The following is a 20,782-nucleotide window of genomic DNA, read 5'->3' as shown; positions in this document are numbered from 1 at the left end:
CTGGCTAGCCCTCGGACGGCTTGCCACCCGATCGGGTACCCCCGGCAGCTGCGCCCGCCTTGACGCCGCCGCCCTCCTTGGAGCCGCCGGTGGACGGAGCCTCAAAAGACTCCAACGCCTCCAGAACGTCCTGGACACGGGAGATCTCGGCATTGATGTCCTCGCGGCGCCGGACGAGCACATCGAGCTCGCGCTTGCCGTCGTCGACGATCCGCTGCGCCTCCGCCTCGGCCTCGGCCTTGACCCGGTCGGCCTCGCGCACCGTGTCCGTTTTCTTCTGTTCAGCCTCTTTGAGGAGCTGCTCGGCCTTCTTGACCGCGGCGATCCGTACCTTGCCGGCCTCGGAACTGGCCTCCGAGACCAGCTCCTTGGCCTTCGCCGTCGACTCGGCCAGCTGCTCCTCGGCGGCCTTGACCAGCGCGTCGCACCGCTCGCCCGCCGTCTTCATCTGCTCGGCCGACTCGCGCCGCGCCCGCTCGTGCAGCTCCTCGATCTCGCCGGTGAGCCGGTCCCGCTGCTCCTCGGACCGTTCCCTTATGGCGGTCGCGTCCCGGCGTGCGCCGATCAGCAGTTCGTCCGCGTCCGTACGCGCCCGCTCCACCAGGGAATTGCCCTCGACGGTCGCCTCGGCGACCAGGCGCTCGGCCTCGACACGGGCGGCGCCGACCATCGTGTCGGCCTGCTGCTCGGCGTCCGTGGCCGCCTTCAGCGCCTGCTCCTGCGCCTGAGACGTGAGCTTCTCGGCCTCCGACGCGGCCTCGGTGATGAGCTTGTCGACCTGCTCGGCGGCCTCGCTGCGGCGCTTGTTGGCCGCCTGCCGGGCCTCGTCCAGGGTCCGCTCGGACTCGGTCCGGGCCTCGCTCCGCAGGCGCTCGGCCTCCGCGTGCGCGTCCGCCTTGATGCGCTCCGACTCGCTGCGAGTGCGCTCCGCGTGCTGCTGCGCGGAGCCGACCGTCTCGGCGGCCTCGGCCCGCAGCCGCTCCGCCTCGCTCGTGGCCTCGCCGATCAGCTGGTCGGCCTGGCCGGCCGCGTCCGTACGGATGCGGTTGGCGTCCTCGCGGGCCTCGGCACGCGTCCGCGCAGCGTCCTGCTCGGACGAGGCGACGCGCTCGGAGGCTTCCGTACGCACCCGCTGGGCGTGGTCGTTGACCTCGCTGCGCAGCCGCTCGGACTCGGCGATCGCCTCCGAAACCGTGCGCTCCGCAAGCGACTTGGCGGCCTCGGTCTCCTCGTGCGCCTCGGTCCGCAGGCGCGTCGCGTCCTCCGAGGCGCGCTCCCGCTCCGCATAGGCGTCCGCACGGACCCGGTCGGCCTCTTCCTGGGCTTCCTTGCGGGTACGTTCCGACGCGTGCTCGGCCGCCGAGCGCAGCCCGGAGATCTCCTCCTGGGCCGACTCCTGCAGGCCGGCGACGGAGTCCCGTACCTGCTGCGCGGTCAGCTCGGCCGCGGCCACCAGGTCGGTCGCCCGCCGGTCCGCCTCCTCGACCAGGCGCTGCGCCTCGACCTGCGCCTCGTCGACTCGCTTACGGGCCGCGGCGAGCAGCTCCTCGCTCTGCTCGCGCGCGCGCTCACGCTCCTGGTCGGCCTCGGTGCGGGCCGAACTCAAGGTCTCCTCGGCCTCGCGGCGACGCCGGGCGGCCTCCTCCTGCGCGGCCGAGAGCGCCTCGGCGGCCTCGGCCCCGACGCGCTCGGCGGCGGCCGTCGCCTCGCCGCGCAGGCGGTCGGCGCTCTCCTGCGCCTCGTTCTTGATGCGCTCCGCTTCGTTCGTCGCCTCGCTGCGCAGCCGTACGGCGACGGCCTCGCCCTCGGCGCGCGACGTCGAGGCGTCCGCGGCGGCCTCGGTGCGCAGCCGCTCGGCCTCGGTCTCGGCCTGCGACTGCAGCGTACGAATGCGCTCGGCGGCCTCGCTGCGGAGCCGCTCCGTCTCCTCGTTCGCCTCGCGCCGCAGCCGCTCGGCCTCCGTGCGGGCCTCGGTCAGGGCGGTCTCGGCGGCGGTGAGGCGCTGCTCGGCCTCGGTGTGCAGCCGGGTCAGTTCCTCGGCGGCCTCGGTCTGGCGCCGGCCGATCGCGAGCTCGGTGTCCTCGCGGAGCTTGCGCCCGGCCTCCTCGGCCTCCGCCTTGGTGACCTCGGCCTGCTCGGCGGCCTCCGTGCGGTGCCGCTCGGCCTCCGTGCGGGTGCGCTCCAGGGTGTCCTCGGCCTGCTTGCGCAGGGTCGTGGCGCGCTCGATGGCCTCGGTGCGGACGCGCTCGGCCTCGGCGGCGGCGGTCGCGCTCAGCTCCTCGGCGTCCGTACGCGCCTTGGCGAGCAGCTCCTCGGCGGAGCTGGCCGCCTCCTCGATCTTCTGGACGGCCTCGCGGCGGGCCTCGCTGCGGATCCGCTCGCCCTCGGCGACGGCCTCCGCGCGCAGGTTCTCGGCCTCGCCGCGCAGCCGGCGGGCCTCCTCCTGCAGCTCGACCGTCTTGGCGCGGTACTCCTTGGTGTCGTCCTTCGCCGCGCCCTTGAGCTCCTCGGCGATGTCGTGCGCCTGGCCGCGCAGCCGGTCCGCCTCGGTCTCGGCCTCGCGGCGGATCCGCTCGGCCTCCTCGGAGGCCGCCTTGGTGGTCGCCTTGGCGTCCTCGGACGCCTTGTTGAGCACTTCCTCGGCGGTACGCGCGGCCGACGACAGCTGGGACGCGGTCTCCTCGGCCGTGACGTTCCTGGCCTTCTCGGCGGCCTCGGCGACGACCTTCTCGCCCTCGGCCTTGGCGTCCGCGAGGGCCTGCTCGGCCTCCGCCTTGGTGGCCTCGGCCTCCTTCGTGGCCTCGCTGACCAGGCGGGCGACCTGCTCCTTGGCGGTACGCGTCCGCGTCTCGTTCGACGCCTCGGCGCTCGACAGGGCCTTGGCCGCGGCCTCCTTGGCCTCGGCGACAACCTTGTCCGCGGCCGTACGCGCCTCGCGCAGCGCCGTCTCCGCCTCGGCCATGCGCTGCTCGGCGGCCCGGCTCAGCTCGGTGGACTGACGGCGGGCCTGGTCCGACTCGGTCGCGGTGGAGGAGCGGAGCTGCTCGGCGTGGTCGGTGGCCTCCTGGGCCTGCGTCGAGGCGGCGTTCAGGAGGCGCTCGGCGTCGGTGCGGGCCCGGCGCAGGATCGCTTCGGCTTCCGCGCGGCCCGACTCGGCCGCGCTGGTCAGCCGCCGGCTGGCCTCGGTGGTGAGGCGCTCGGCCTCCGCGCGGGCGGCGGCCAGTGCCTGGTCGGCCTCGGCGCGGGACTCCTCAAGGAGGCGGCGGGCCTGCTGTTCGGTGCGGCCGCGGAGCTGCTCGGCCCACGCCACGTTCTCGTTGACGTGCGACTCGACGGTCTGGCGGCGCTCGTTGAGCTCCTGGTCGAGCTGCTGGCGGCGGGTGACGGCCTCGGTGTGCAGCTCGGACTGCAGCCGGGCCTGCTGCTCGGCGTGCTCCTGGAGGATGCGCTGCGTCTGGGCGCGGGCCTCTCGCAGCTCGCGCTCGGCGTCGGTGCGCAGCTGGTCGGCCTGGATCTGGGCATTGCGGAGCAGCTGCTCGGCCTGGTAGCCGATGTCAGCGGTGTCATAGGCAGGTCGGGTCGCGAGGTTGCGGCGCGCCTCGTGCAGCTTGGCGCGCAACACCTCGACCTGGTAGCCGAGGTCCTCGGCGTGCTGGACGGCCTTCTCCCGCTCGGTCTTCAGCCGGTCCATCTCGGCCTCGAACCGCGAGAGATGGTCGGCCTCAGCTGGCCTCTGGCTCTCCTGGCGTTCGTAGCCCCGCACTCCGCGGTCCCATCCTTCCCCGAGCTCTCAACTCTGTTCGAGCAGGGGAGACCCCAACCCTGGTCGCAAGTCTCTCCGAACGAGCCCTGTCCATCCGCCGAACGGGGCTCCCGGGGAATGGTGTCAGATCAACGGCGGGGCAGGGGCCGCAGCCCCGACGCTTCTCCCCGCTCGTCCCCCTGAACCCGGACCCCGGAATACGGCCGCCCGAAGAGACGCGGGCGACCGTGCCCACCCTACCGGGCCAGGGATGTGGAGGTCAGTGCTCCGTGGAGTCCTGAGATGCAGAAGTGACCAGTTCCGTGAGGACCCCGTGACAGTCCTTGGGGTGCAGGAACGTGATGCGGGACCCCATGGATCCGATGCGCGGCTCGTCGTAGAGGACGCGTACGCCCTTGTCCTTGACGGCGGCCGCGTCCGCGTCGACGTCCGCGGTGCCGAAGGCGATGTGATGGACGCCCTCGCCGTTCTTGGCCAGCCACTTGCCGACCGCGGAGTCGTCCCTGGTCGGCTCCAGGAGCTGGAGGTAGGAGGCGCCGCCGTCCGACGTCTCATTGATCTTGAGCATGGCCTCACGTACGCCCTGCTCCTCGTTGACCTCCGTGTGGAAGACCTCGAAGCCGTACGTGGACGTATAGAACTCGACGGTCTTGTCGAGGTCGAAGCAGGCGATCCCGATGTGGTCGATGCGTGTCAGCATCCGTCCAGTGCAGCGCCTGAAGCAGTGATTACGCAACGTGCGCGCGATCACACTCGCAGCCCGGTGACCGGGCCCGTACTGCTCAGTACATTGAGGTAAACCCTCGTTCACTCCTCATCCCAAGGGGCATTGCCTCATGTCAGGAACGAAGAGCTCCACCTCCGTGATCGTCGCCGGGGCCCGCACGCCCATGGGACGACTCCTCGGATCCCTCAAGTCGTTCTCAGGTGCGGATCTGGGCGGCTTCGCCATCAAGGCCGCACTGGACCGGGCCGGTATCGGCGGCGACCAGGTGCAGTACGTGATCATGGGCCAGGTGCTCCAGGCGGGGGCAGGGCAGATCCCCGCACGCCAGGCCGCGGTCAAGGGCGGCATCCCCATGAGCGTCCCCGCGCTGACCATCAACAAGGTGTGTCTGTCGGGCCTCGACGCGATCGCGCTCGCCGACCAGCTGATCCGGGCCGGCGAGTTCGACATCGTGGTCGCGGGCGGCCAGGAGTCCATGACCAACGCCCCGCACGTGCTGCCGAAGTCCCGTGAGGGCTTCAAGTACGGCGCGATCGAGATGCTCGACTCGATGGCCCACGACGGCCTGACCGACTCCTTCGAGGGCGTCGCCATGGGCGAGTCCACGGAGAAGCACAACACCCGTCTGGGCATTGCCCGTCCCGAGCAGGACGAGGTCGCGGCCCTCAGTCACCAGCGGGCCGCGGCCGCCCAGAAGAACGGCCTCTTCGAGGCGGAGATCACCCCCGTCGAGATCCCGCAGCGCAAGGGCGACCCGGTGCTCTTCTCGCAGGACGAGGGCATCCGCGCCGAGACCACGACCGAGTCGCTCGGCAAGCTCCGCCCGGCCTTCGCCAAGGACGGCACGATCACCGCGGGCACCGCCTCGCAGATCTCCGACGGCGCCGCCGCGGTCGTCGTCATGAGCAAGGCCAAGGCCGAGGAACTGGGCCTCGACTGGATCGCCGAGATCGGGGCGCACGGCAACGTGGCGGGACCGGACAACTCGCTGCAGTCGCAGCCGTCCAACGCCATCGCGCACGCCGTGAAGAAGGAAGGCATCAGCGTCGAGGACCTCGATCTGATCGAGATCAACGAGGCCTTCGCCGCCGTGTCCGTGCAGTCAATGAAGGACCTGGGCGTTACCCCGGAAAAGGTGAACGTCAATGGCGGCGCGATTGCCCTCGGACACCCCATCGGCATGTCCGGCGCCCGTATCGTGCTGCATCTCGCGCTCGAGCTGAAGCGGCGGGGCGGCGGCGTCGGCGCGGCCGCGCTGTGCGGCGGCGGTGGTCAGGGTGATGCGCTGATCGTGCGGGTCCCGAAGGCCTAGGCCCCCGGGGTCTCTTCGGCACAGGCGTTTCTCGTACGCGTACGAACGAAGTGGAGCTGTGATGCAGGACGTCCCCACGCTGGTGGCTCAGGCACGTGAGGGCCGGCCGCGTGCCGTCGCTCGGCTGATCTCACTGGTCGAGGGGGCGTCCCCGCAGTTGCGCGAGGTGATGGCGGCGCTGGCTCCGCTGGCGGGCAACGCCTACGTCGTGGGGCTCACCGGGTCGCCGGGCGTCGGCAAGTCGACGTCCACCTCCGCGCTGGTCTCGGCGTATCGGCGGGCCGGGAAGCGGGTCGGGGTGCTGGCCGTGGACCCCTCCTCGCCCTTCTCGGGCGGGGCGCTGCTCGGGGACCGGGTGCGGATGTCCGACCACGCGTCCGATCCGGGCGTGTACATCCGGTCCATGGCCACGCGCGGGCATCTGGGCGGCCTCGCGTGGTCCGCGCCCCAGGCGATCCGGGTCCTTGACGCGGCGGGGTGCGACGTCGTGCTCGTCGAGACCGTCGGGGTCGGGCAGTCGGAGGTGGAGATCGCCTCGCAGGCCGATACGTCGGTGGTGCTGCTCGCCCCTGGCATGGGCGACGGGATTCAGGCGGCCAAGGCCGGGATTCTGGAGATCGGCGATGTGTATGTCGTGAACAAGGCCGACCGTGAGGGGGCCGATGCGACCGCTCGCGAGCTGAACCACATGTTGGGGCTCGGGGAGTCCCGGGGCCCTGGCGCTTGGCGGCCGCCGATCGTGAAGACCGTTGCCGCGCGCGGTGAGGGTATTGACGAGGTCGTCGAGGCGCTGGAGAAGCATCGGGCCTGGATGGAGGAGCGGGGCGTGCTGGCTGAGCGCCGGCTGGCTCGGGCGTCCCGCGAGGTCGAGACCATCGCGGTCACCGCGCTGCGTGAGCGGATCGCGGATCTGCATGGGGACCGACGGCTGTCGGCGCTGGCGGAGCGGATCGTCGAGGGTTCCCTCGACCCCTACGCCGCGGCGGATGAGCTGGTTGCCGGGCTGACGGAGCACTGATTTTCACCCCACCCCGCCCCTTCCCGAAAGGCTGCCGCCGGCTTCAAAGATGTCCTCAAACGTCGGACGGGCTGATTCATCAGAGATGAATCAGCCCGTCCGACGTTTGAGGACACAGCTCCGCAGGATTTCGGGAAGGGGCGGGGTGGGGAAAAAGTCTTAGTCGTCGTCGCCATCACGGTCGTCCTGGTCGTCCAGGTCCGCCGTGACCTTGCCCGACTTGAGGTCGACCTTGAAGTCGCCCTTCACCGTCTCGACCTCCCACGCGGCGGCGCCGCGATCGTCGTCAAGGTCGACCGAAGTCACCACGCCCCGCGCGGCAGCGGCCAGTGCCGCATCCCGGGCCGAGGTCTTCGCCCCGCCCAACGCGGCCAGCTCATCGCGGTCGTCGTCGTCCTCGCGGTCCGCCCGCAGCACCTTGCCGGTGGCCGGGTCGACCTCGACGCCGTACTCCGTGCCGTCGGACTTGGCCACGTCCACGTCCCAGACGCCGTCGTCGTCCAGGTCGGCTGAGACGGCCGTGCCCGGGGTGTGCTTCAGGGCCGCGGCGATCGCGTCGGCGGCGGTCACCTTGCCGCTGGGGCGCTCGTCCCGGTCGTCGCGCTTGTCGTCGCGGTCGTTGTGGTCGTCGACGTCGTCCCGGTCGTCGTCCTGCACCTTCAGCGCCACGTTCGACTGCGCCTTCGCCGGCGTCTCGTCGTCACCCGCGAAGGCGAAGGCCGAGCCGCCGGCGACGAGTGCTGCCGCGGCCACGGTGGCGATGACGATGTTGCGCTTCATGAGAGGGACCTCCCGGTCGGTCGGTGACTGGCTGTTCGCCGTGCTCTGTTCGACGAGGACCAATCTGCCGAGTGGAAGCTGAACGCAGCCTGAAGCCGCCTGAAGCCCGCTTCAGGTTCCTTCAGGTTCCATGAGCGACCCTGTACGCATGCGTTTGTTGATCGTCGAAGACGAGAAGCGGTTGGCCCTGTCCCTGGCCAAGGGCCTGACCGCCGAGGGCTACGCCGTGGACGTCGTGCACGACGGCATCGAGGGGCTGCACCGGGCCGCCGAGGGAACGTACGACCTGGTCATCCTCGACATCATGCTGCCCGGCATGAACGGCTACCGGGTCTGCTCCACGCTGCGCGCGGCCGGCCACGACGTGCCGATCCTGATGCTGACCGCCAAGGACGGCGAGTACGACGAGGCCGAGGGTCTGGACACGGGCGCCGACGACTATCTGACCAAGCCGTTCTCGTACGTCGTCCTGGTCGCCCGGGTCAAGGCGCTGCTGCGACGCCGGAGCACGGGGCGGCCCGCGCCGGTCCTCGAGTTCGGCGAGCTGAGCGTGGACACCGCGGCCCGCCGGGTCTTCAGGGGCGGGGCCGAAGTCACCCTCGCCGCAAAGGAGTTCGCGGTCCTGGAGTACCTGGCGACGCGGGCCGGCCAGGTCGTCTCCAAGTCCGAGATCCTCGAGCACGTCTGGGACTTCGCGTACGACGGCGACCCGAACATCGTCGAGGTCTACATCAGCGCCCTGCGCCGCAAGCTCGGCGCCCCGCTCATCCGCACCATGCGCGGCGCCGGCTACAGCCTGGAGGCCCGGTGAGACGCCGTCTCGGCTCGGTACGGGCGAAGGCCACGCTCGGCGCGACCCTGGTCGTCGCCGCGGCCCTGATCGCCGCGGGCATCGCCGTGCTGCTCTCGCTGCGCAGCAACCTCACCGACCAGGCCGACGCGCAGGCCGACTCGGTCGCCCGCAGTGTCGCCCTGAAGATCGCGGGCCGCACCCCCTACAAGGATCTGGACCTCGGCGACTCCGAGGACCACCCGGTCCAGGTCGTGGACCGAGACGGCCGCGTCCTCGCGGTGAGCGACGACCTGGAGGCGATCAGCGGCACCGGCGTGCCCGGCGTCACCCCGGTCGACAACCCGGGCGAGGAGCGCGACAACGAGGCGGACGACGACGACCCCGAGGTCGGCGAGATCGGCGACATCACCTGGCACAGCTCGGGCAAGGCCACCGTGGACGAGGAAACGGCCGAGTACCGCTTCGCGGAGGTCGAGGTCACCGACCTGCGCGACGAGACGGTCCTGGTCTACGCGGGCGCCCCGCTGGAGGCCCAGCACAGCGCGGTCCGCACGGCGGCCACGGTCATGCTGATCGGCCTGCCGCTGCTCCTCGTGGTCGTCTCCGGCACCACCTGGCTGGTCACCCGCCGAGCCCTGCGCCCCGTCGAGGGTATCCGCGCGGAGATGGCCGCGATCACCGCCTCCGAGGACCTGACGCGACGCGTCCCCGAACCGGACTCGCACGACGAGATCGCCCGCCTGGCCCGGACCACCAACGAAACCCTCGCCGCACTCGAAGCGAGCGTCGAGCGCCAGCGCCGCTTCGTCGCCGACGCCTCGCACGAGCTGCGCAGCCCCATCGCGTCCCTGCGCACCCAGCTCGAAGTGGGCGCCGCCCACCCGGAGTTGCTGGATGTGGACGGCGCGGTCGAGGACACCGTGCGGCTGCAGCAGTTGGCGGCCGACCTGCTCCTGCTCGCCCGTCTGGACGCGGGGGAGCGGCCGGGTCAGGCCCGCCTGGACCTGGCGGCGCTGGCCCGCGAGGAGACCTCGCAGCGCCCGGCCGACCGCATCCCCGTCGACGTACGGACGGATGAAGGCCTAGAAGGCGAAGGTCTCGAAGTCGCCGGGTCGCGTGGGCAGTTGGCGCGGGTGCTCGGCAATCTGATCGACAACGCACAGCGGCACGCGCGCTCCCGGATCACCGTGACCGTCCGCGCCGAGGGGGCGTGGGCGGTGCTGGAGGTCGGTGACGACGGGGACGGCGTGCCGCGGGCGGAGCGGGAGCGGATCTTCGAGCGGTTCGTACGGCTCGACGACGCCCGCAGTCGTGACGACGGGGGCGCCGGTCTCGGTCTCGCGATCGGTCGTGATGTGGCGGAGCGCCATGGCGGCCGGCTGACGGTCGGCGAGTCAGCGGACGGTGGAGCGCTGTTCCAACTCAGGCTTCCTACGGGGTAGTTACGGCTTTCCCCGCTGGGCGCGCAGATGCTCCGCGACCGGCGTCAGGGTGTCCCGCAGCTCCTGCAGCGCGGCGGGGTCCATCAGGTCGATGAAGTGCTTGCGCACGGAGGCCACGTGGTGCGGGGCGACCTTCTTCATCGTCTCCATGCCGTGCTCCGTGAGCACCGCGTACAGGCCGCGGCGGTCGGACTCGCAGTTCTCGCGGCGGACCAGACCGGCGTTCTCCATGCGGGTGATCTGGTGCGAGAGGCGGCTCTTGGACTGGAGCGTGGCCGTGGCCAGGTCGCTCATCCGCAGCCGGAGATCCTTGGACTCGGAGAGATTGACCAGGATCTCGTAGTCGTTCATGGTCAGGCCGAAGGGTTGCAGGTCCTTCTCGAGCTGGTACGTGAGCAGCCTGTTGACGTCGAGGTGGGTGCGCCAGGCGCACTGCTCGGCGTCGGTCAGCCAGGGCGTGTCCCCGGACGGAGTCTGGGGGAGGGTGGCCGTCTCGGTCTCCATGAATGGATTCTACCTAAGAAGTTGAATGACGAACTAGGGGCGGGTGTGTGAGTGCGCGCACGTTCGACGTCACACTCCGCAGACTACCGCTCACAAACCGAAGCGCCGCTGGAGGTCTCCGAGCTGGCCGGGAAGCCTCGGTGCCCCCGGTACCCCCGTCTGCTGGGGCACCGCGCCCGTCGGCTGCTCCGCCATCACCAGCTCCGTCGACTGCAGCAGGACCGTGCCGGCGCCCACGAACTCGAACTGGTGCTCCTCGCCCGAGGCCCCGCCGATCCCCGTCAGCGCCCGCAGCCCGCCCATGACGCCCCGCATATAGCCGTGGTCGTAGTGATGGCACGGCGAGGGGCAGTCCGCCCAGCCCACCAGGGCCTGTGGATCGACCCGGATCGGGGGTTCCACGAACACCACCGGGCCGTTCGACGCCGCCACGAACTTGCCCGTCCCGATCAGCGTCAGAAAGCCCGGCACGATCGATTGCTTGAGCGCGAGACTTGGCTGAAATGCGAGCAGGTTGCCGGAGCGAATGGTCAGGTTGCCGTCTTCGAGGTCATAGGAATTGACGTCGAAGGCCCGGTCCGCGAGGAGCATCTTGCCGCTGCCCTCGCCCACCACCCAGTCGCTTGCGTGCAGAGGCGAATGGAAACTCGTGCGCACCAGACGCTCAAGACGGCCGTGCCCGACGCCCTGGAAGTCGATCTGCCCGTAGTAGGCGATCATCTTCCCCTTCTGCAGGAACCACCGGCTGCCCTTGAGTTCCACACAGAAGGTGTACGCGTTGACGTTGTCGTCGGACGGCAGCGTCAACGGGTCGAAGACCACAGGCGTGCTCACAGCTTCTCCTCCGATGCCTGTACGTACACCGCGCCGTTCCCCGACAGCTCCAGCTGGAAGGCCTCACCGGAACCGCGGCCCACCATGTCGCGCCAACCCAGCGCCGTGGACAGCTTGTTGCGTACGTCGCCGTGATGGGCCACGTACGCCTGCGGATCCACGTGCACCGCCCGCTGCGGCGTGATCGGCAGCTCGATGACCCCGCCGTGCGCCATCACGGCGACCGCGCCGTGCCCCTTGAGGGTCGTGGTGAACAGGCCCTGCCCGCTCACCTGGCCGCGCACCATGCCCATCACGCCGCCCTGCGCGCCCAGGAACATCGTTCCCTGCTGCAGCGTCCCGTCGAACGCGAGCAGCCGGTCCGCCTCCACGTAGAGGGTGTCGCCGGTCAGGTCGATCACCTGGATGTGGTGGCCGCCGTGCCCGAACATCACCGTGCCGCTGCCCTCGACCGTCATCAGCGGTGTCGCCTCGTTCGCGACCCGCCGCCCGATCATGGACATCAGGCCGCCCTGCCCGCCCTGGATGTTCGGCGTGAAGGACACCTCGCCCTTGTACGCGAGCATCGCGCCGCGCTGGCTGTACATCTTCTGGCCCGGCACGACGGTCGCCTCGACCATCTTCGAATTGAGCTCACGGAACGGCATGTCAGACGTCCCCTCCGATGGTGTTCCGCTCACTGGGCTGTACGTAGACGAGCCCGTCGCCCTCGAAACGGATCTGGAACGCCTCCCCGGAGCCCTCACCGATGAAGGTCCGGAAGTTCACCCCGGACTGGAAGCTCTGCCGGACATTGCCCTGGTGCGCGACGTACGCCCCCGGGTCCACGGAGAGCGGGTACTGCGGGCTCACCCGCAGCGCCACCGCCGGGCCGTCGGACATGATCGCCGCCTGGCCGGTGCCCTCGACGGTCGTCGTGAACAGGCCGTTGCCCTGCGCGGCGCCGCGGGTCCCGGTGAAGCTGGTGCCGGTGCGCAGGCCCGCATCGGTGCACAGCAGATTGCTGGATTCGACGAACAGCTTGTCGCCGTGCAGGTGCACCAGGCTGATCTCGGACGCGCGATCGGCGAAGTAGCAGGTGCCGTGCCCCCGCGCCTCCATCACGACCATCTGCTCGTTGGTCAGGCGCCGGGTCACCATGCCGCGGATGCCCTCGCCGCCGCCGGACAGCTTCTTGAAGGTGACCTGGCCGTCGTACGCGACCATCGAGCCGTTCTTCGCTTTCACCGCGTCGCCGGTCATGTCGACGGCGAGCACCTTGCTGCCTTGGAGTCGGAACGTAGCCACGCAGTGACGGTAGCGGTGTCGCGACGCCCGCCGACAGTGCCCGAAAGGACGATCCGTACCCTGAAAGGACCCCGATCCCTGATCCCGTAGATCCCGCTCGATCTCGCTCGACCCACCGAAGGTGACCTGTGGACATCAAGACCGCCACCGCCCTGCACCGGCTGCGCCTCATCTCGATTCCCGAGGCGCTGTCGTTCCCGGCCCTCCTGCTCTTCGGCTCGGTCCTGAGCCGGGTCTCGGACATCGATTTCCTGATGATGCCGCTCGGGATCATCCACGGTGTGCTGTTCGTGCTCTACGCGATCTTCCTGCTCGACGTGTGGAACAAGACGAAGTGGCCGCTCAAGCGGGTCGCCTTCTTCTTCCTGCTCGCGCTGCTGCCCTTCGGCGGTCTGTACGGCGACAAGGTCCTCAAGCGGTACGAGTCCGACGGCGTCATCGCCGCGCGCGCCCGCCGCGAGGGGGTCGTCGAGGCATGATCGTCGCCTTCTCGGTCAGTCCGCTCGGCGTCGGTGAGGACGTCGGGGAGTACGTCGCCGACGCGGTCCGTGTCGTACGCGAATCGGGGCTGCCCAACCGGACCGACGCCATGTTCACCTCGATCGAGGGCGAGTGGGACGAGGTCATGGACGTCGTCAAGCGCGCCGTCGCCGCGGTGGAGGCACGGGCGCCGCGGGTGTCCCTGGTCCTCAAGGCGGACATCCGTCCGGGGGTCACGGACGGGATGACGTCCAAGGTGGAGACGGTGGAGCGGCACCTCGCCGGCTGACTCGTGAGACGTACCGAGTACGTCGATTTCTTCTGCGCACCCTCCGCGACTTAGCGCAAGTTGCGGAGGGTTTGCCAAACCCGTTCCAGAAAAAAAGCCCTCGCTCGGCCCCCTCCGTTCGACACGCCCGACTTTCTCCACTTTTGTGTGGGTATCGGCTCGTTCGATCAGCCGTGACGATCGATCAGTAGGAGGGCGCTGTGCGGCCGGAGGGCTACGACTACGACACCCACAGCCGGATAGCCGGGCCGCTTCAGGACCCGGGCGCCGGCGCCTACCGGGTGCAGTACCACAAGCTCCTCTCGCGCGAGCCGCACCGAATACGCGCCGTCCTGCTGATGACGCTCGCCCCGATACTCACCGGGGTGCTGCTCGTCTATCTCGTCTGGCCCACGCACTGGACCACGCGGGAGGGCGGCGACCGCTGGCTCATCGGGCTCGACATCACGATGCTCGTCGCGATCGGACTCATCGAGCTGTTCATGCTCGTCAACGTCATCTCGATCGCCCACGCCACGATGGTCGCGCGGGACCCGATCCCCGTGACCCCCCAGCCCGGCACCAAGGTCGCCTTCCTGACGACGTACGTGCCCGGCAAGGAGCCCATAGCCATGGTGCGGGCCACGCTGGAAGGCGCGGTCGCCATGCACCACGACGGCTCCTTCGACGTCTGGCTCCTCGACGAGGGCGACGACCCGGCCGCCAAGGCGCTCTGCGCCGAGCTCGGCGTACGCCACTTCACCCGCAGCGGGGTCCCCGAGTGGAACCGCAAGAAGGGCGTCCACAAGGCGAAGACCAAGCACGGCAACTACAACGCCTGGCTCGCCATGCACGGCCGTGAGTACGAGTTCTTCGCCTCGGTCGACACCGACCACGTGCCGATGCCCAACTTCCTGGAGCGGATGCTCGGCTATTTCCGCGACCCGGACGTCGCCTTCGTCGTCGGACCGCAGGTCTACGGCAACTACGACACCGCCGTCACCAAGGCCGCCGAGTCCCAGCAGTTCCTCTTCCACGCGCTGATCCAGCGCGCGGGCAACCGCTACCGGGCCCCGATGTTCGTCGGCACCAACAACGCCGTACGCATCTCCGCGGTGCTCCAGGTCGGCGGCCTCTACGACTCGATCACCGAGGACATGGCCACCGGCTTCGAGCTGCACCGCCGCAAGAACCCGAAGACGGGCAAGCACTGGCGATCGGTCTACACCCCGGACGTGCTCGCCGTCGGCGAGGGCCCGGCCTCCTGGACGGACTTCTTCACCCAGCAGCTGCGCTGGTCGAGGGGAACGTACGAAACCCTCTTCAAGCAGTACTGGAAGGCGCCGTTCAGCATGCCGCCGGGCCGGCTGCTCAACTACACGCTGATGCTCGTCTACTACCCCATGACGGCCGTCAACTGGCTGCTCGGCATCCTCAGTTGTGTGCTGTTCCTGTGGTTCGGCGCCTCGGGTACGCAGGTCGCCGCGTCGATCTGGCTGATGCTCTACAGCGACGCCGCGGCCCTGCAGATCGGGCTCTACCTGTGGAACCGCCGCCACAACGTCTCGCCGCACGAGCCGGAGGGCTCCGGCGGGCTCGCGGGCATGGCGATGTCGGCGCTCTCCGCGCCGATCTACGCCAAGTCGCTCGGCGAGGCGGTGCTGCGCAGGCCCAGCCGGTTCGTGGTCACGCCGAAGGGCGGCGACGCGAGCCCCGACCGGCTGCTGACGTTCCGGATCCACCTCTTCTGGGCGGTGCTCCTCGCCACGTCCCTGGTGGCGTCGTTCGTGCTCGGCCACACCCATGTGGCGATGCGGACCTGGGCGGTGCTCGCCCTCGGCATCTCGCTGGCGCCGGTGGCCGTGTGGTGCGGCTCGCTCGTCAGGGAGCGCCGGGCAAGGCAAGCCGTCCGCGTACGAGAGCAGGACGCCGAACCCGCGCCCGCGCTGAGCAGCACAGGAGGTAAGTGAGCATGCCGTACCGGCCGACGAAGCGGATGAAGAAGACGGTGCTCGGCGTCGGAGGGGTGGGCATCCTCGCCGCCCTCAACGCGCCCGCCGCGTTCTCCTTCGCCGAGGAGAAGTACCACGACTACAAGATCTCCCAGCCGGGCTACAAGGCGCAGTACGGCTCCTGGAAGACGGTCGACATCCCCGAGGAGTACCGCACCAACGCCATCCACGCGGCGCTCCTGCACACCGGCAAGGTCCTGATCATCGCGGGCTCCGGCAACAACGAGAAGAAGTTCGACGCGGGCTCCTTCGACACCATCCTGTGGAACCCGAAGGACGACACCTTCAAGAAGGTGGCGACCCCCGAGGACTTCTTCTGCTCCGGGCACTCCCAACTCCCGGACGGGCGGCTCCTGGTGGCGGGCGGCACCGCGCGCTACGAGGTCCTGGACGGCGCGGTCACCAAGGCCGGCGGACTGATGCGGGTCAAGAACGAGAGCCCGGACAAGTCCGTGACCCTGAAGAAGGGCACCCGCTTCCGCTCGCCCAGCGGGGTCCTCTACGTCAGCCAGTTCGACGTGAAGATCCCCAAGGCGAAGCGCACCTTCGACATCACCTACTCCCGCTCCGGGGCGATGCAGCCCTGGAAGACCAAGGTCAAGGCCGCCGAGGAGCGGGTCTTCGTACAGGCCGCCGAGGAGGGGCCCGCCGCCGTCACCGAGAAGGCCGCGCAGTACGAGATCGAGGGCTTCAAGGGCGAGGACGCGGACAACGTCTACGGCCTCACCGAGAAGATCGACATGGAGAAGCAGGACTTCCAGGGCATCCGGGCGGCGTACGAGTTCGACCCCAAGGCCGAGAAGTACATCCCGGTCGACCCGATGGCCAAGGCCCGCTGGTACCCGACCCTGGTCGGCCTTCAGGACGGCAAGGTGCTCGCGGTGTCCGGTCTCGACGAGGTCGGCGTGGTCGACCCCGGCGACAACGAGATCTACGACCCCAAGACCAAGAAGTGGTCCAAGGGCCCGTTCCGCTACTTCCCGACCTACCCGGCCCTCTACCTCACCAAGGGCGGCAAGCTCTTCTACCCCGCGTCCAACGCCGGGTACGGGCCCGCCGAGAAGGGCCGCGAGCCGGGCCTGTGGGACCTGAAGACCAACAAGTTCACCAAGGTGCCCGGCCTGGAGGACCTCGACCAGACGGAGACCTCCAGCTCGCTCCTGCTGCCCCCCGCGCAGGACCAGAAGGTCATGGTCCTGGGCGGTGGAGGCGTCGGCGAGTCCGACAAGGCGACGAAGCGTACGGCCGTGATCGACCTCAAGGAGGAGAACCCGGCTTTCAAGACCGGGCCCGAACTCCCGCAGGGCACGCGCTACTTGAACAGCGTGATCATGCCGGACGACTCCGTCTTCACCAGCGGCGGCTCCGCCGACTACCGGGGCCGCGGTGCCTCCAACATCCTCCAGGCCCAGTTCTACGACCCCAAGCAGAACGCCTTCCGCGACGCGGCCGAGCCCCGGGTGGGCCGCAACTACCACTCGGAGGCGCTGCTCCTGCCCGACGGGCGGGTGGCGACGTTCGGCTCGGACTCGCTCTTCGGCGACAAGGACAACACCAAGCTGGGCAAGTTCGAGCAGCGTATGGAGGTCTTCACGCCGCCGTATCTGCACAAGGCCAAGGACGCGGACCGGCTTGCGCTGGGCGAGGGGCCTTCGGAGCTTGACCAGCGGGGCCGGGCCACGTTCAAGATCTCGCACCCCGAGCGGGTCGCGAAGGCCCGGCTGATGCGGCCGAGTGCGGTCACGCACACGACGGATGTCGAGCAGCGGTCGCTCGACCTCGCCCTGACGAAGGGCAAGGACTCGATCACGATCGATGCGCCCACGGATCGGGCGCTGGTTCCTCCGGGGTGGTACATGGTGTTCGTGTCGGACCAGGAGGGGATTCCGTCCGAGGCGAAGTGGGTGCAGGTGAAGGGCTAGCAGCTTCCCCACCCCGCCCCTTCCCGAAATCCTGCGGAGCTTTCCGCCCTCCGGGCGGTGTCCTCAAACGCCGGACGGGCTGACAAAGTCAGCCCGTCCGGCGTTTGAGGACAGAATCACTTGCTGTTGCGAGCCAGGCCCAACGCATAGTCGGGCCACCACTTCCCGGCCGAAGGCCCACCCCGGCACTCCCCGTCCGACTCACCGGGTCGCTTGACCCAGAGGAAGGCGTCGACCAGCGGATCACCGGTCTTGGTCGTAGGCCGAGTCCCCAGGGCGCGACCGGGAGGGTTGCACCAGGACTCCCCGCGCCCCCCGGCCAGGGGCCCGTTGCCGTTCCGGCTCGTATCCACCACGAAGTGCTTCCCGCCGAGCAGCTTCGACAGCTCGCGGCCGTACGCGATGTTCTCCTGGTCCGACTGGAAGTTGGACACGTTCAGCGCGAACCCGTCGGCCTTGGCGATGCCGGAGCGCCACAGCGGCTGGGCGAGGTTGCCCGGGTTGCGGATCCACTCCGGGTTGCCTGCGTCCAGGTAGACCTTGGTGTGCGGCTGCTTCTTCAGCCGGGCCACGGCCTCGCTCAGCAGCCGGTAGCGCTGCTCGTGGTACTCGGCGGGGGTGCAGCCGTCCGCGATGTGCGGGATCGCGTCCGGCTCCAGGACGACGATCGCCTTCTTGTCCTCGATGTTGTCGGCGAAGGCCCCGATCCACTGCCGGTAGAAGTCCTCGCTGTGCGCGCCGCCCGCGGAGTGCTGGCCGCAGTCGCGGTGCGGGATGTTGTACGCGACCAGGACCATGGTCCGGTTGTTCTTCGTGGCGCCCTCCCGGGCCGCCTTGATTTGCCAGCCGGGTTCGTCGCCCGCGGGCCACACGGCCAGCGGCTGCTCGGCGATGCGCTGGAGCACGGCGGCGTCCGAGGCGCGGCCCTGCTCCTTCCACTGCGCGATCTGCTGCGCGGCCGGGCTGTTCGGGTCGACCCAGAACGGGGAGCCGGGCGTCGGCTTGGCGGGCTCCCGTACGAGGGCGGCCTCGGCCGCGTCGGAGGAGGAGCCGGGGCCGCCGCCGGAGGAGCAGCCGAGGGCGAGGGTCAGCGTGGCGGCCGCGGCGGTGAGGCGGCGGGTGGTGCGCGTGAACCGGACGGATCGGGAAGACCGGGAAGACCGGGTGGACATCCTGCCCCCTTGGGCGATGTGCACAGTTGGGACCGGGCAATCCTGACATAACGGACTTCGGTCGGCCCGGCGCGACACCGGTTCGGGATGCCCGCCCGCCGGTGGCTCAGGCGCCGGTCGCCAGGGCGATCCCCAGCGGCGTCCGCTCGTACAGCACCTGGTGCCCGTACCGCCGCGACACGAGGAGTCCCGCACCCCGCAGCGTGGACAGGTGCGCCGACACCGAGGACGGGGCGAGCCCCAGGCGGTGGGCCAGGGCCGTGGTGCCGGCCGGTTCGTCCAGGGCGCACAGGACGTCGGCGCGGGCCCGGCCGAGCAGGTGGGCGAGGGCGTCCGGGGTGCGGTCGGCCGCCTCGGTCCACAGGCCGCCGATGCCGCGCGCCGGATAGATCACGGCAGGCTGCCAGGGCTCCTCCTGGCCGCCGACGATGTCGGGCCAGGTGAACACCGACGGCATCAGGACCAGGCCCTGCCCGTCGAGGACCCGCAGATGGTCGCCGTGCGTCCCGCCGATGGTCAGCGTCGAGTCCGCCCAGGTGATCCGGGGGCTCAACTCCCCGAGCAGCCGCTCGAACCCGAGCTCCGCGAGGCGGCGCGAGTGGTACGCGACATCCGCCTCCAGAAGCGCCCGCAGGCGGGGCCAGTCCGGCTCGACCAGCGCCTGCCAGGCCTGCTCCATGAGGGCCGCGAGGTCCCGTACCGCCTGCGCGGGATCGTCCAGGAGGCGTCGGCCGACGGCGGACTCGCGGGCCCCGGTCCGGCCGGCCAGGCACATCTCGATGTCCTGGCGGGCGGTGTCCGCGGGGGTCGCCCGGAGCGCCGCGAGCTCCTCGTCGAAGGAGGCGGAAGGGCCCAGCGGGGGCGGGCAGATGAGGTCCGAGCCGTGCCCCTGCGCGGGCATCAGGAGCAGGAGTGGTGCGAGGTCGAGGCCGGCGGCGGCCCGGCGGATGCGGCGCAGCCAGGGGGCGTGGTAGCCGGGGTTCTCGGGGCGGGCGAGCGTGCGGATCGCTGCCTGCGTCTCGAAGAGGGGGGATATCGCGAAGCGGCAGCGCAGGAGGTCGGCCTCGCCGAAGTGCAGTTGCAGGGGCATGCGGGTCGGGCCCTCCGGTGAATGATTCGGCTCCGGCCGAAAGTCTGGAGCCCCAACTGCCGCGGCGGCAACCTGCTGTACATGTCGACCGCAGCCGAAAGCCCCGAAGAAGGCTCTCCACGCACGAGCTACGCCGCCGTGTTCCAGGTCCGCGAGTTCCGGGCCGTGTTCGCCGCGCACACACTGTCCCTGCTCGGCGTCGTCGTCTGCGAGATCGCGCTGACCGTCCTCGTCTACCAGCTCACCGGGTCGCCGCTGCTCAGCGCCCTCACCTTCGCGCTCGGCTTTCTGCCCTATCTGGTCGGCGGCACGCTCTTCGCCTCGGTCGCCGACCGCTATCCGGCCCGCCGCGTCCTCGTCGTCTGCGACCTGGTGTGTGCCGCCTGCGTGGCCGTGATGGTGCTGCCCGGCACACCCGTCGGCGGGCTGCTCGCGCTGCGCTGCGTCGTCGCCTCGATCTCGCCCGTCTTCACCGGGACGCGGATGGCGGCCCTCACCGACATCCTCGGCGAGGGCGACCTGTTCGTCCTCGGTCGCTCGCTCCTGCGGATCGTGTCGCAGAGCGCGGTGCTCGCCGGGTTCGGTGCGGGCGGACTGCTGCTCGCGGCTCTGTCGGCGCGCGGCGCCATCACCGTCACCCTCGTCACCTTCCTGCTCTCCGCGACCCTGCTGCGCCTCGGCACGAAGGCGCGCCCCGCCCGGTCCTCGGGCGGCGGCACGCTGCTGCGGGAATCGCTCACCGGGGCCCGGCGGGTCTTCGCCGACCGGCGGATGCGCGCGCTGATGCTGCTCCTGTGGGTGCCGACCGGCTTCGTCGTCGCCCCCGAGGCGCTCGCCGCGCCCTACGCCGACCGCATCGGCGCGGGCCCGGCCGCCCTCGGCCTGATGATGTGCGCGATGCCCGTCGGGCACATCGCCGCCGAGCTCTACGTCGGCTCCCGGCTCAGCCCGCGCTCCCGCTCGCGCGTGACGCTCCCGCTGGCCGCGGCCGGACTGCTCCCCTTCCTCGTGTACGTCCTCACGCCCGGCCTCGCCCTCACCTCGTTCGTCCTGCTGCTCGCGGGGGCGGCGGGCGCGTATGTGATGGGCGTCGACGCGTGGTTCGTCGCGGCGGTGCCCGAGGACCTCAAGGGCAGCGCGATGACGCTGATGGCGGCGGGCCTGATGACGATCCAGGGCGTGGGCATGGCGCTCTCCGGGCTCGCCGCGGAGTTCTTCCCGGTGTCGTACGTCGTTGCCGGGGCCGGAGTCCTCGGAACGCTCTGCTCACTCCTGCTCGTACGAGAGGTGAAGCAGGCCCAAGAGGCCGCCGGGCGGACGGAGCCGACCGAAGAGCGAGACGGGGCTGACCAGCATGTGACCGCCGGGTAAGGTCGGT

At 70.3% G+C, this 20,782-nt stretch carries 18 protein-coding genes; 9 read left to right on the top strand and 9 right to left on the bottom strand.

What is annotated here, in order from left to right; all coding sequences use genetic code 11:
• Positions 1-4: 4 nt before the first annotated feature.
• Together scy and mce are read right to left on the bottom strand one after the other, a co-directional pair.
• Positions 5-3,763 carry a polarized growth protein Scy gene (scy, locus tag OG430_RS17200; protein WP_327353390.1) on the bottom strand — a complete coding sequence of 1,253 codons (3,759 nt, stop codon included), beginning with the start codon at positions 3,761-3,763 and terminating at the stop codon, positions 5-7.
• Between the two features lie 259 nt (positions 3,764-4,022).
• The gene (gene mce / locus OG430_RS17195) at positions 4,023-4,463 is read right to left on the bottom strand and encodes a methylmalonyl-CoA epimerase (protein WP_327353389.1); all 441 of its coding nucleotides are present in this window, start codon (positions 4,461-4,463) and stop codon (positions 4,023-4,025) included.
• A 136-nt stretch (positions 4,464-4,599) separates the two neighbouring features.
• Between mce and OG430_RS17190 the strand changes: the two genes are divergently transcribed.
• Positions 4,600-5,802 (top strand): acetyl-CoA C-acetyltransferase, encoded by a 1,203-nt coding sequence (locus OG430_RS17190; protein ID WP_327353388.1) that lies wholly within the window; start codon positions 4,600-4,602, stop codon positions 5,800-5,802.
• A 61-nt stretch (positions 5,803-5,863) separates the two neighbouring features.
• Complete coding sequence (meaB, locus tag OG430_RS17185; RefSeq protein WP_327353387.1) at positions 5,864-6,820, top strand: methylmalonyl Co-A mutase-associated GTPase MeaB; 957 nt, start codon at positions 5,864-5,866, stop codon at positions 6,818-6,820.
• A 159-nt stretch (positions 6,821-6,979) separates the two neighbouring features.
• Here meaB and OG430_RS17180 read toward each other — a convergent pair whose 3' ends face one another.
• Positions 6,980-7,600, bottom strand: coding sequence for a PepSY domain-containing protein (locus OG430_RS17180; RefSeq protein WP_327353386.1), 621 nt, complete (start codon positions 7,598-7,600; stop codon positions 6,980-6,982).
• 148 nt (positions 7,601-7,748) lie between these two features.
• On the opposite strand from OG430_RS17180, the gene OG430_RS17175 reads away from it, so the two are divergent.
• Together OG430_RS17175 and OG430_RS17170 are read left to right on the top strand one after the other, a co-directional pair.
• Entirely contained in the window at positions 7,749-8,411 is a 663-nt protein-coding gene (locus OG430_RS17175; RefSeq protein WP_327353385.1) for a response regulator transcription factor, read from the top strand.
• Positions 8,408-9,835, top strand: coding sequence for a sensor histidine kinase (locus tag OG430_RS17170; RefSeq protein ID WP_327353384.1), 1,428 nt, complete (start codon positions 8,408-8,410; stop codon positions 9,833-9,835). Before OG430_RS17175 ends, OG430_RS17170 begins: the two co-directional genes overlap by 4 nt.
• Here OG430_RS17170 and OG430_RS17165 read toward each other — a convergent pair whose 3' ends face one another.
• The 4 genes from OG430_RS17165 to OG430_RS17150 form a co-directional block, all read right to left on the bottom strand.
• Complete coding sequence (locus OG430_RS17165; RefSeq protein ID WP_327353383.1) at positions 9,836-10,339, bottom strand: MarR family winged helix-turn-helix transcriptional regulator; 504 nt, start codon at positions 10,337-10,339, stop codon at positions 9,836-9,838.
• A 90-nt stretch (positions 10,340-10,429) separates the two neighbouring features.
• Positions 10,430-11,173 (bottom strand): AIM24 family protein, encoded by a 744-nt coding sequence (locus OG430_RS17160; protein WP_327353382.1) that lies wholly within the window; start codon positions 11,171-11,173, stop codon positions 10,430-10,432.
• A complete protein-coding gene (locus OG430_RS17155) occupies positions 11,170-11,820 on the bottom strand; it encodes an AIM24 family protein (protein WP_327353381.1) in 651 nt (216 codons plus the stop codon). Before OG430_RS17155 ends, OG430_RS17160 begins: the two co-directional genes overlap by 4 nt.
• 1 nt (position 11,821) lies before the next feature.
• A complete protein-coding gene (locus tag OG430_RS17150) occupies positions 11,822-12,460 on the bottom strand; it encodes an AIM24 family protein (RefSeq protein ID WP_327353380.1) in 639 nt (212 codons plus the stop codon).
• A gap of 128 nt (positions 12,461-12,588) precedes the next feature.
• Here OG430_RS17150 and OG430_RS17145 point away from each other — a divergent pair, with 128 nt between their 5' ends.
• The 4 genes from OG430_RS17145 (at position 12,589) to OG430_RS17130 (ending at position 17,142) form a co-directional block, all read left to right on the top strand.
• Positions 12,589-12,939: a DUF3817 domain-containing protein gene (locus OG430_RS17145; protein WP_327353379.1), complete on the top strand. Its 351-nt coding sequence runs from the start codon at positions 12,589-12,591 to the stop codon at positions 12,937-12,939.
• Positions 12,936-13,229, top strand: a complete 294-nt coding sequence (locus tag OG430_RS17140) for an MTH1187 family thiamine-binding protein (RefSeq protein WP_327353378.1) — start codon at positions 12,936-12,938, stop codon at positions 13,227-13,229. Before OG430_RS17145 ends, OG430_RS17140 begins: the two co-directional genes overlap by 4 nt.
• 200 nt (positions 13,230-13,429) lie before the next feature.
• Positions 13,430-15,178, top strand: coding sequence for a glycosyltransferase family 2 protein (locus tag OG430_RS17135; protein ID WP_327353377.1), 1,749 nt, complete (start codon positions 13,430-13,432; stop codon positions 15,176-15,178).
• A gap of 2 nt (positions 15,179-15,180) precedes the next feature.
• Positions 15,181-17,142 carry a kelch motif-containing protein gene (locus OG430_RS17130; protein ID WP_327359130.1) on the top strand — a complete coding sequence of 654 codons (1,962 nt, stop codon included), beginning with the start codon at positions 15,181-15,183 and terminating at the stop codon, positions 17,140-17,142.
• 116 nt (positions 17,143-17,258) lie between these two features.
• Here OG430_RS17130 and OG430_RS17125 read toward each other — a convergent pair whose 3' ends face one another.
• Together OG430_RS17125 and OG430_RS17120 are read right to left on the bottom strand one after the other, a co-directional pair.
• Positions 17,259-18,314: a glycoside hydrolase family 6 protein gene (locus OG430_RS17125; protein ID WP_327353376.1), complete on the bottom strand. Its 1,056-nt coding sequence runs from the start codon at positions 18,312-18,314 to the stop codon at positions 17,259-17,261.
• A 106-nt stretch (positions 18,315-18,420) separates the two neighbouring features.
• Positions 18,421-19,404, bottom strand: coding sequence for an ArsR/SmtB family transcription factor (locus OG430_RS17120; RefSeq protein WP_327353375.1), 984 nt, complete (start codon positions 19,402-19,404; stop codon positions 18,421-18,423).
• A gap of 81 nt (positions 19,405-19,485) precedes the next feature.
• Between OG430_RS17120 and OG430_RS17115 the strand changes: the two genes are divergently transcribed.
• Positions 19,486-20,775 carry an MFS transporter gene (locus tag OG430_RS17115; protein ID WP_327353374.1) on the top strand — a complete coding sequence of 430 codons (1,290 nt, stop codon included), beginning with the start codon at positions 19,486-19,488 and terminating at the stop codon, positions 20,773-20,775.
• Positions 20,776-20,782 lie beyond the last annotated feature (7 nt).

Origin of the sequence: Streptomyces sp. NBC_01304, assembly GCF_035975855.1 — a bacterium.
Classification (GTDB): Bacteria; Actinomycetota; Actinomycetes; order Streptomycetales; family Streptomycetaceae; genus Streptomyces.
This window is presented reverse-complemented; position numbering and strand designations above follow the sequence as displayed.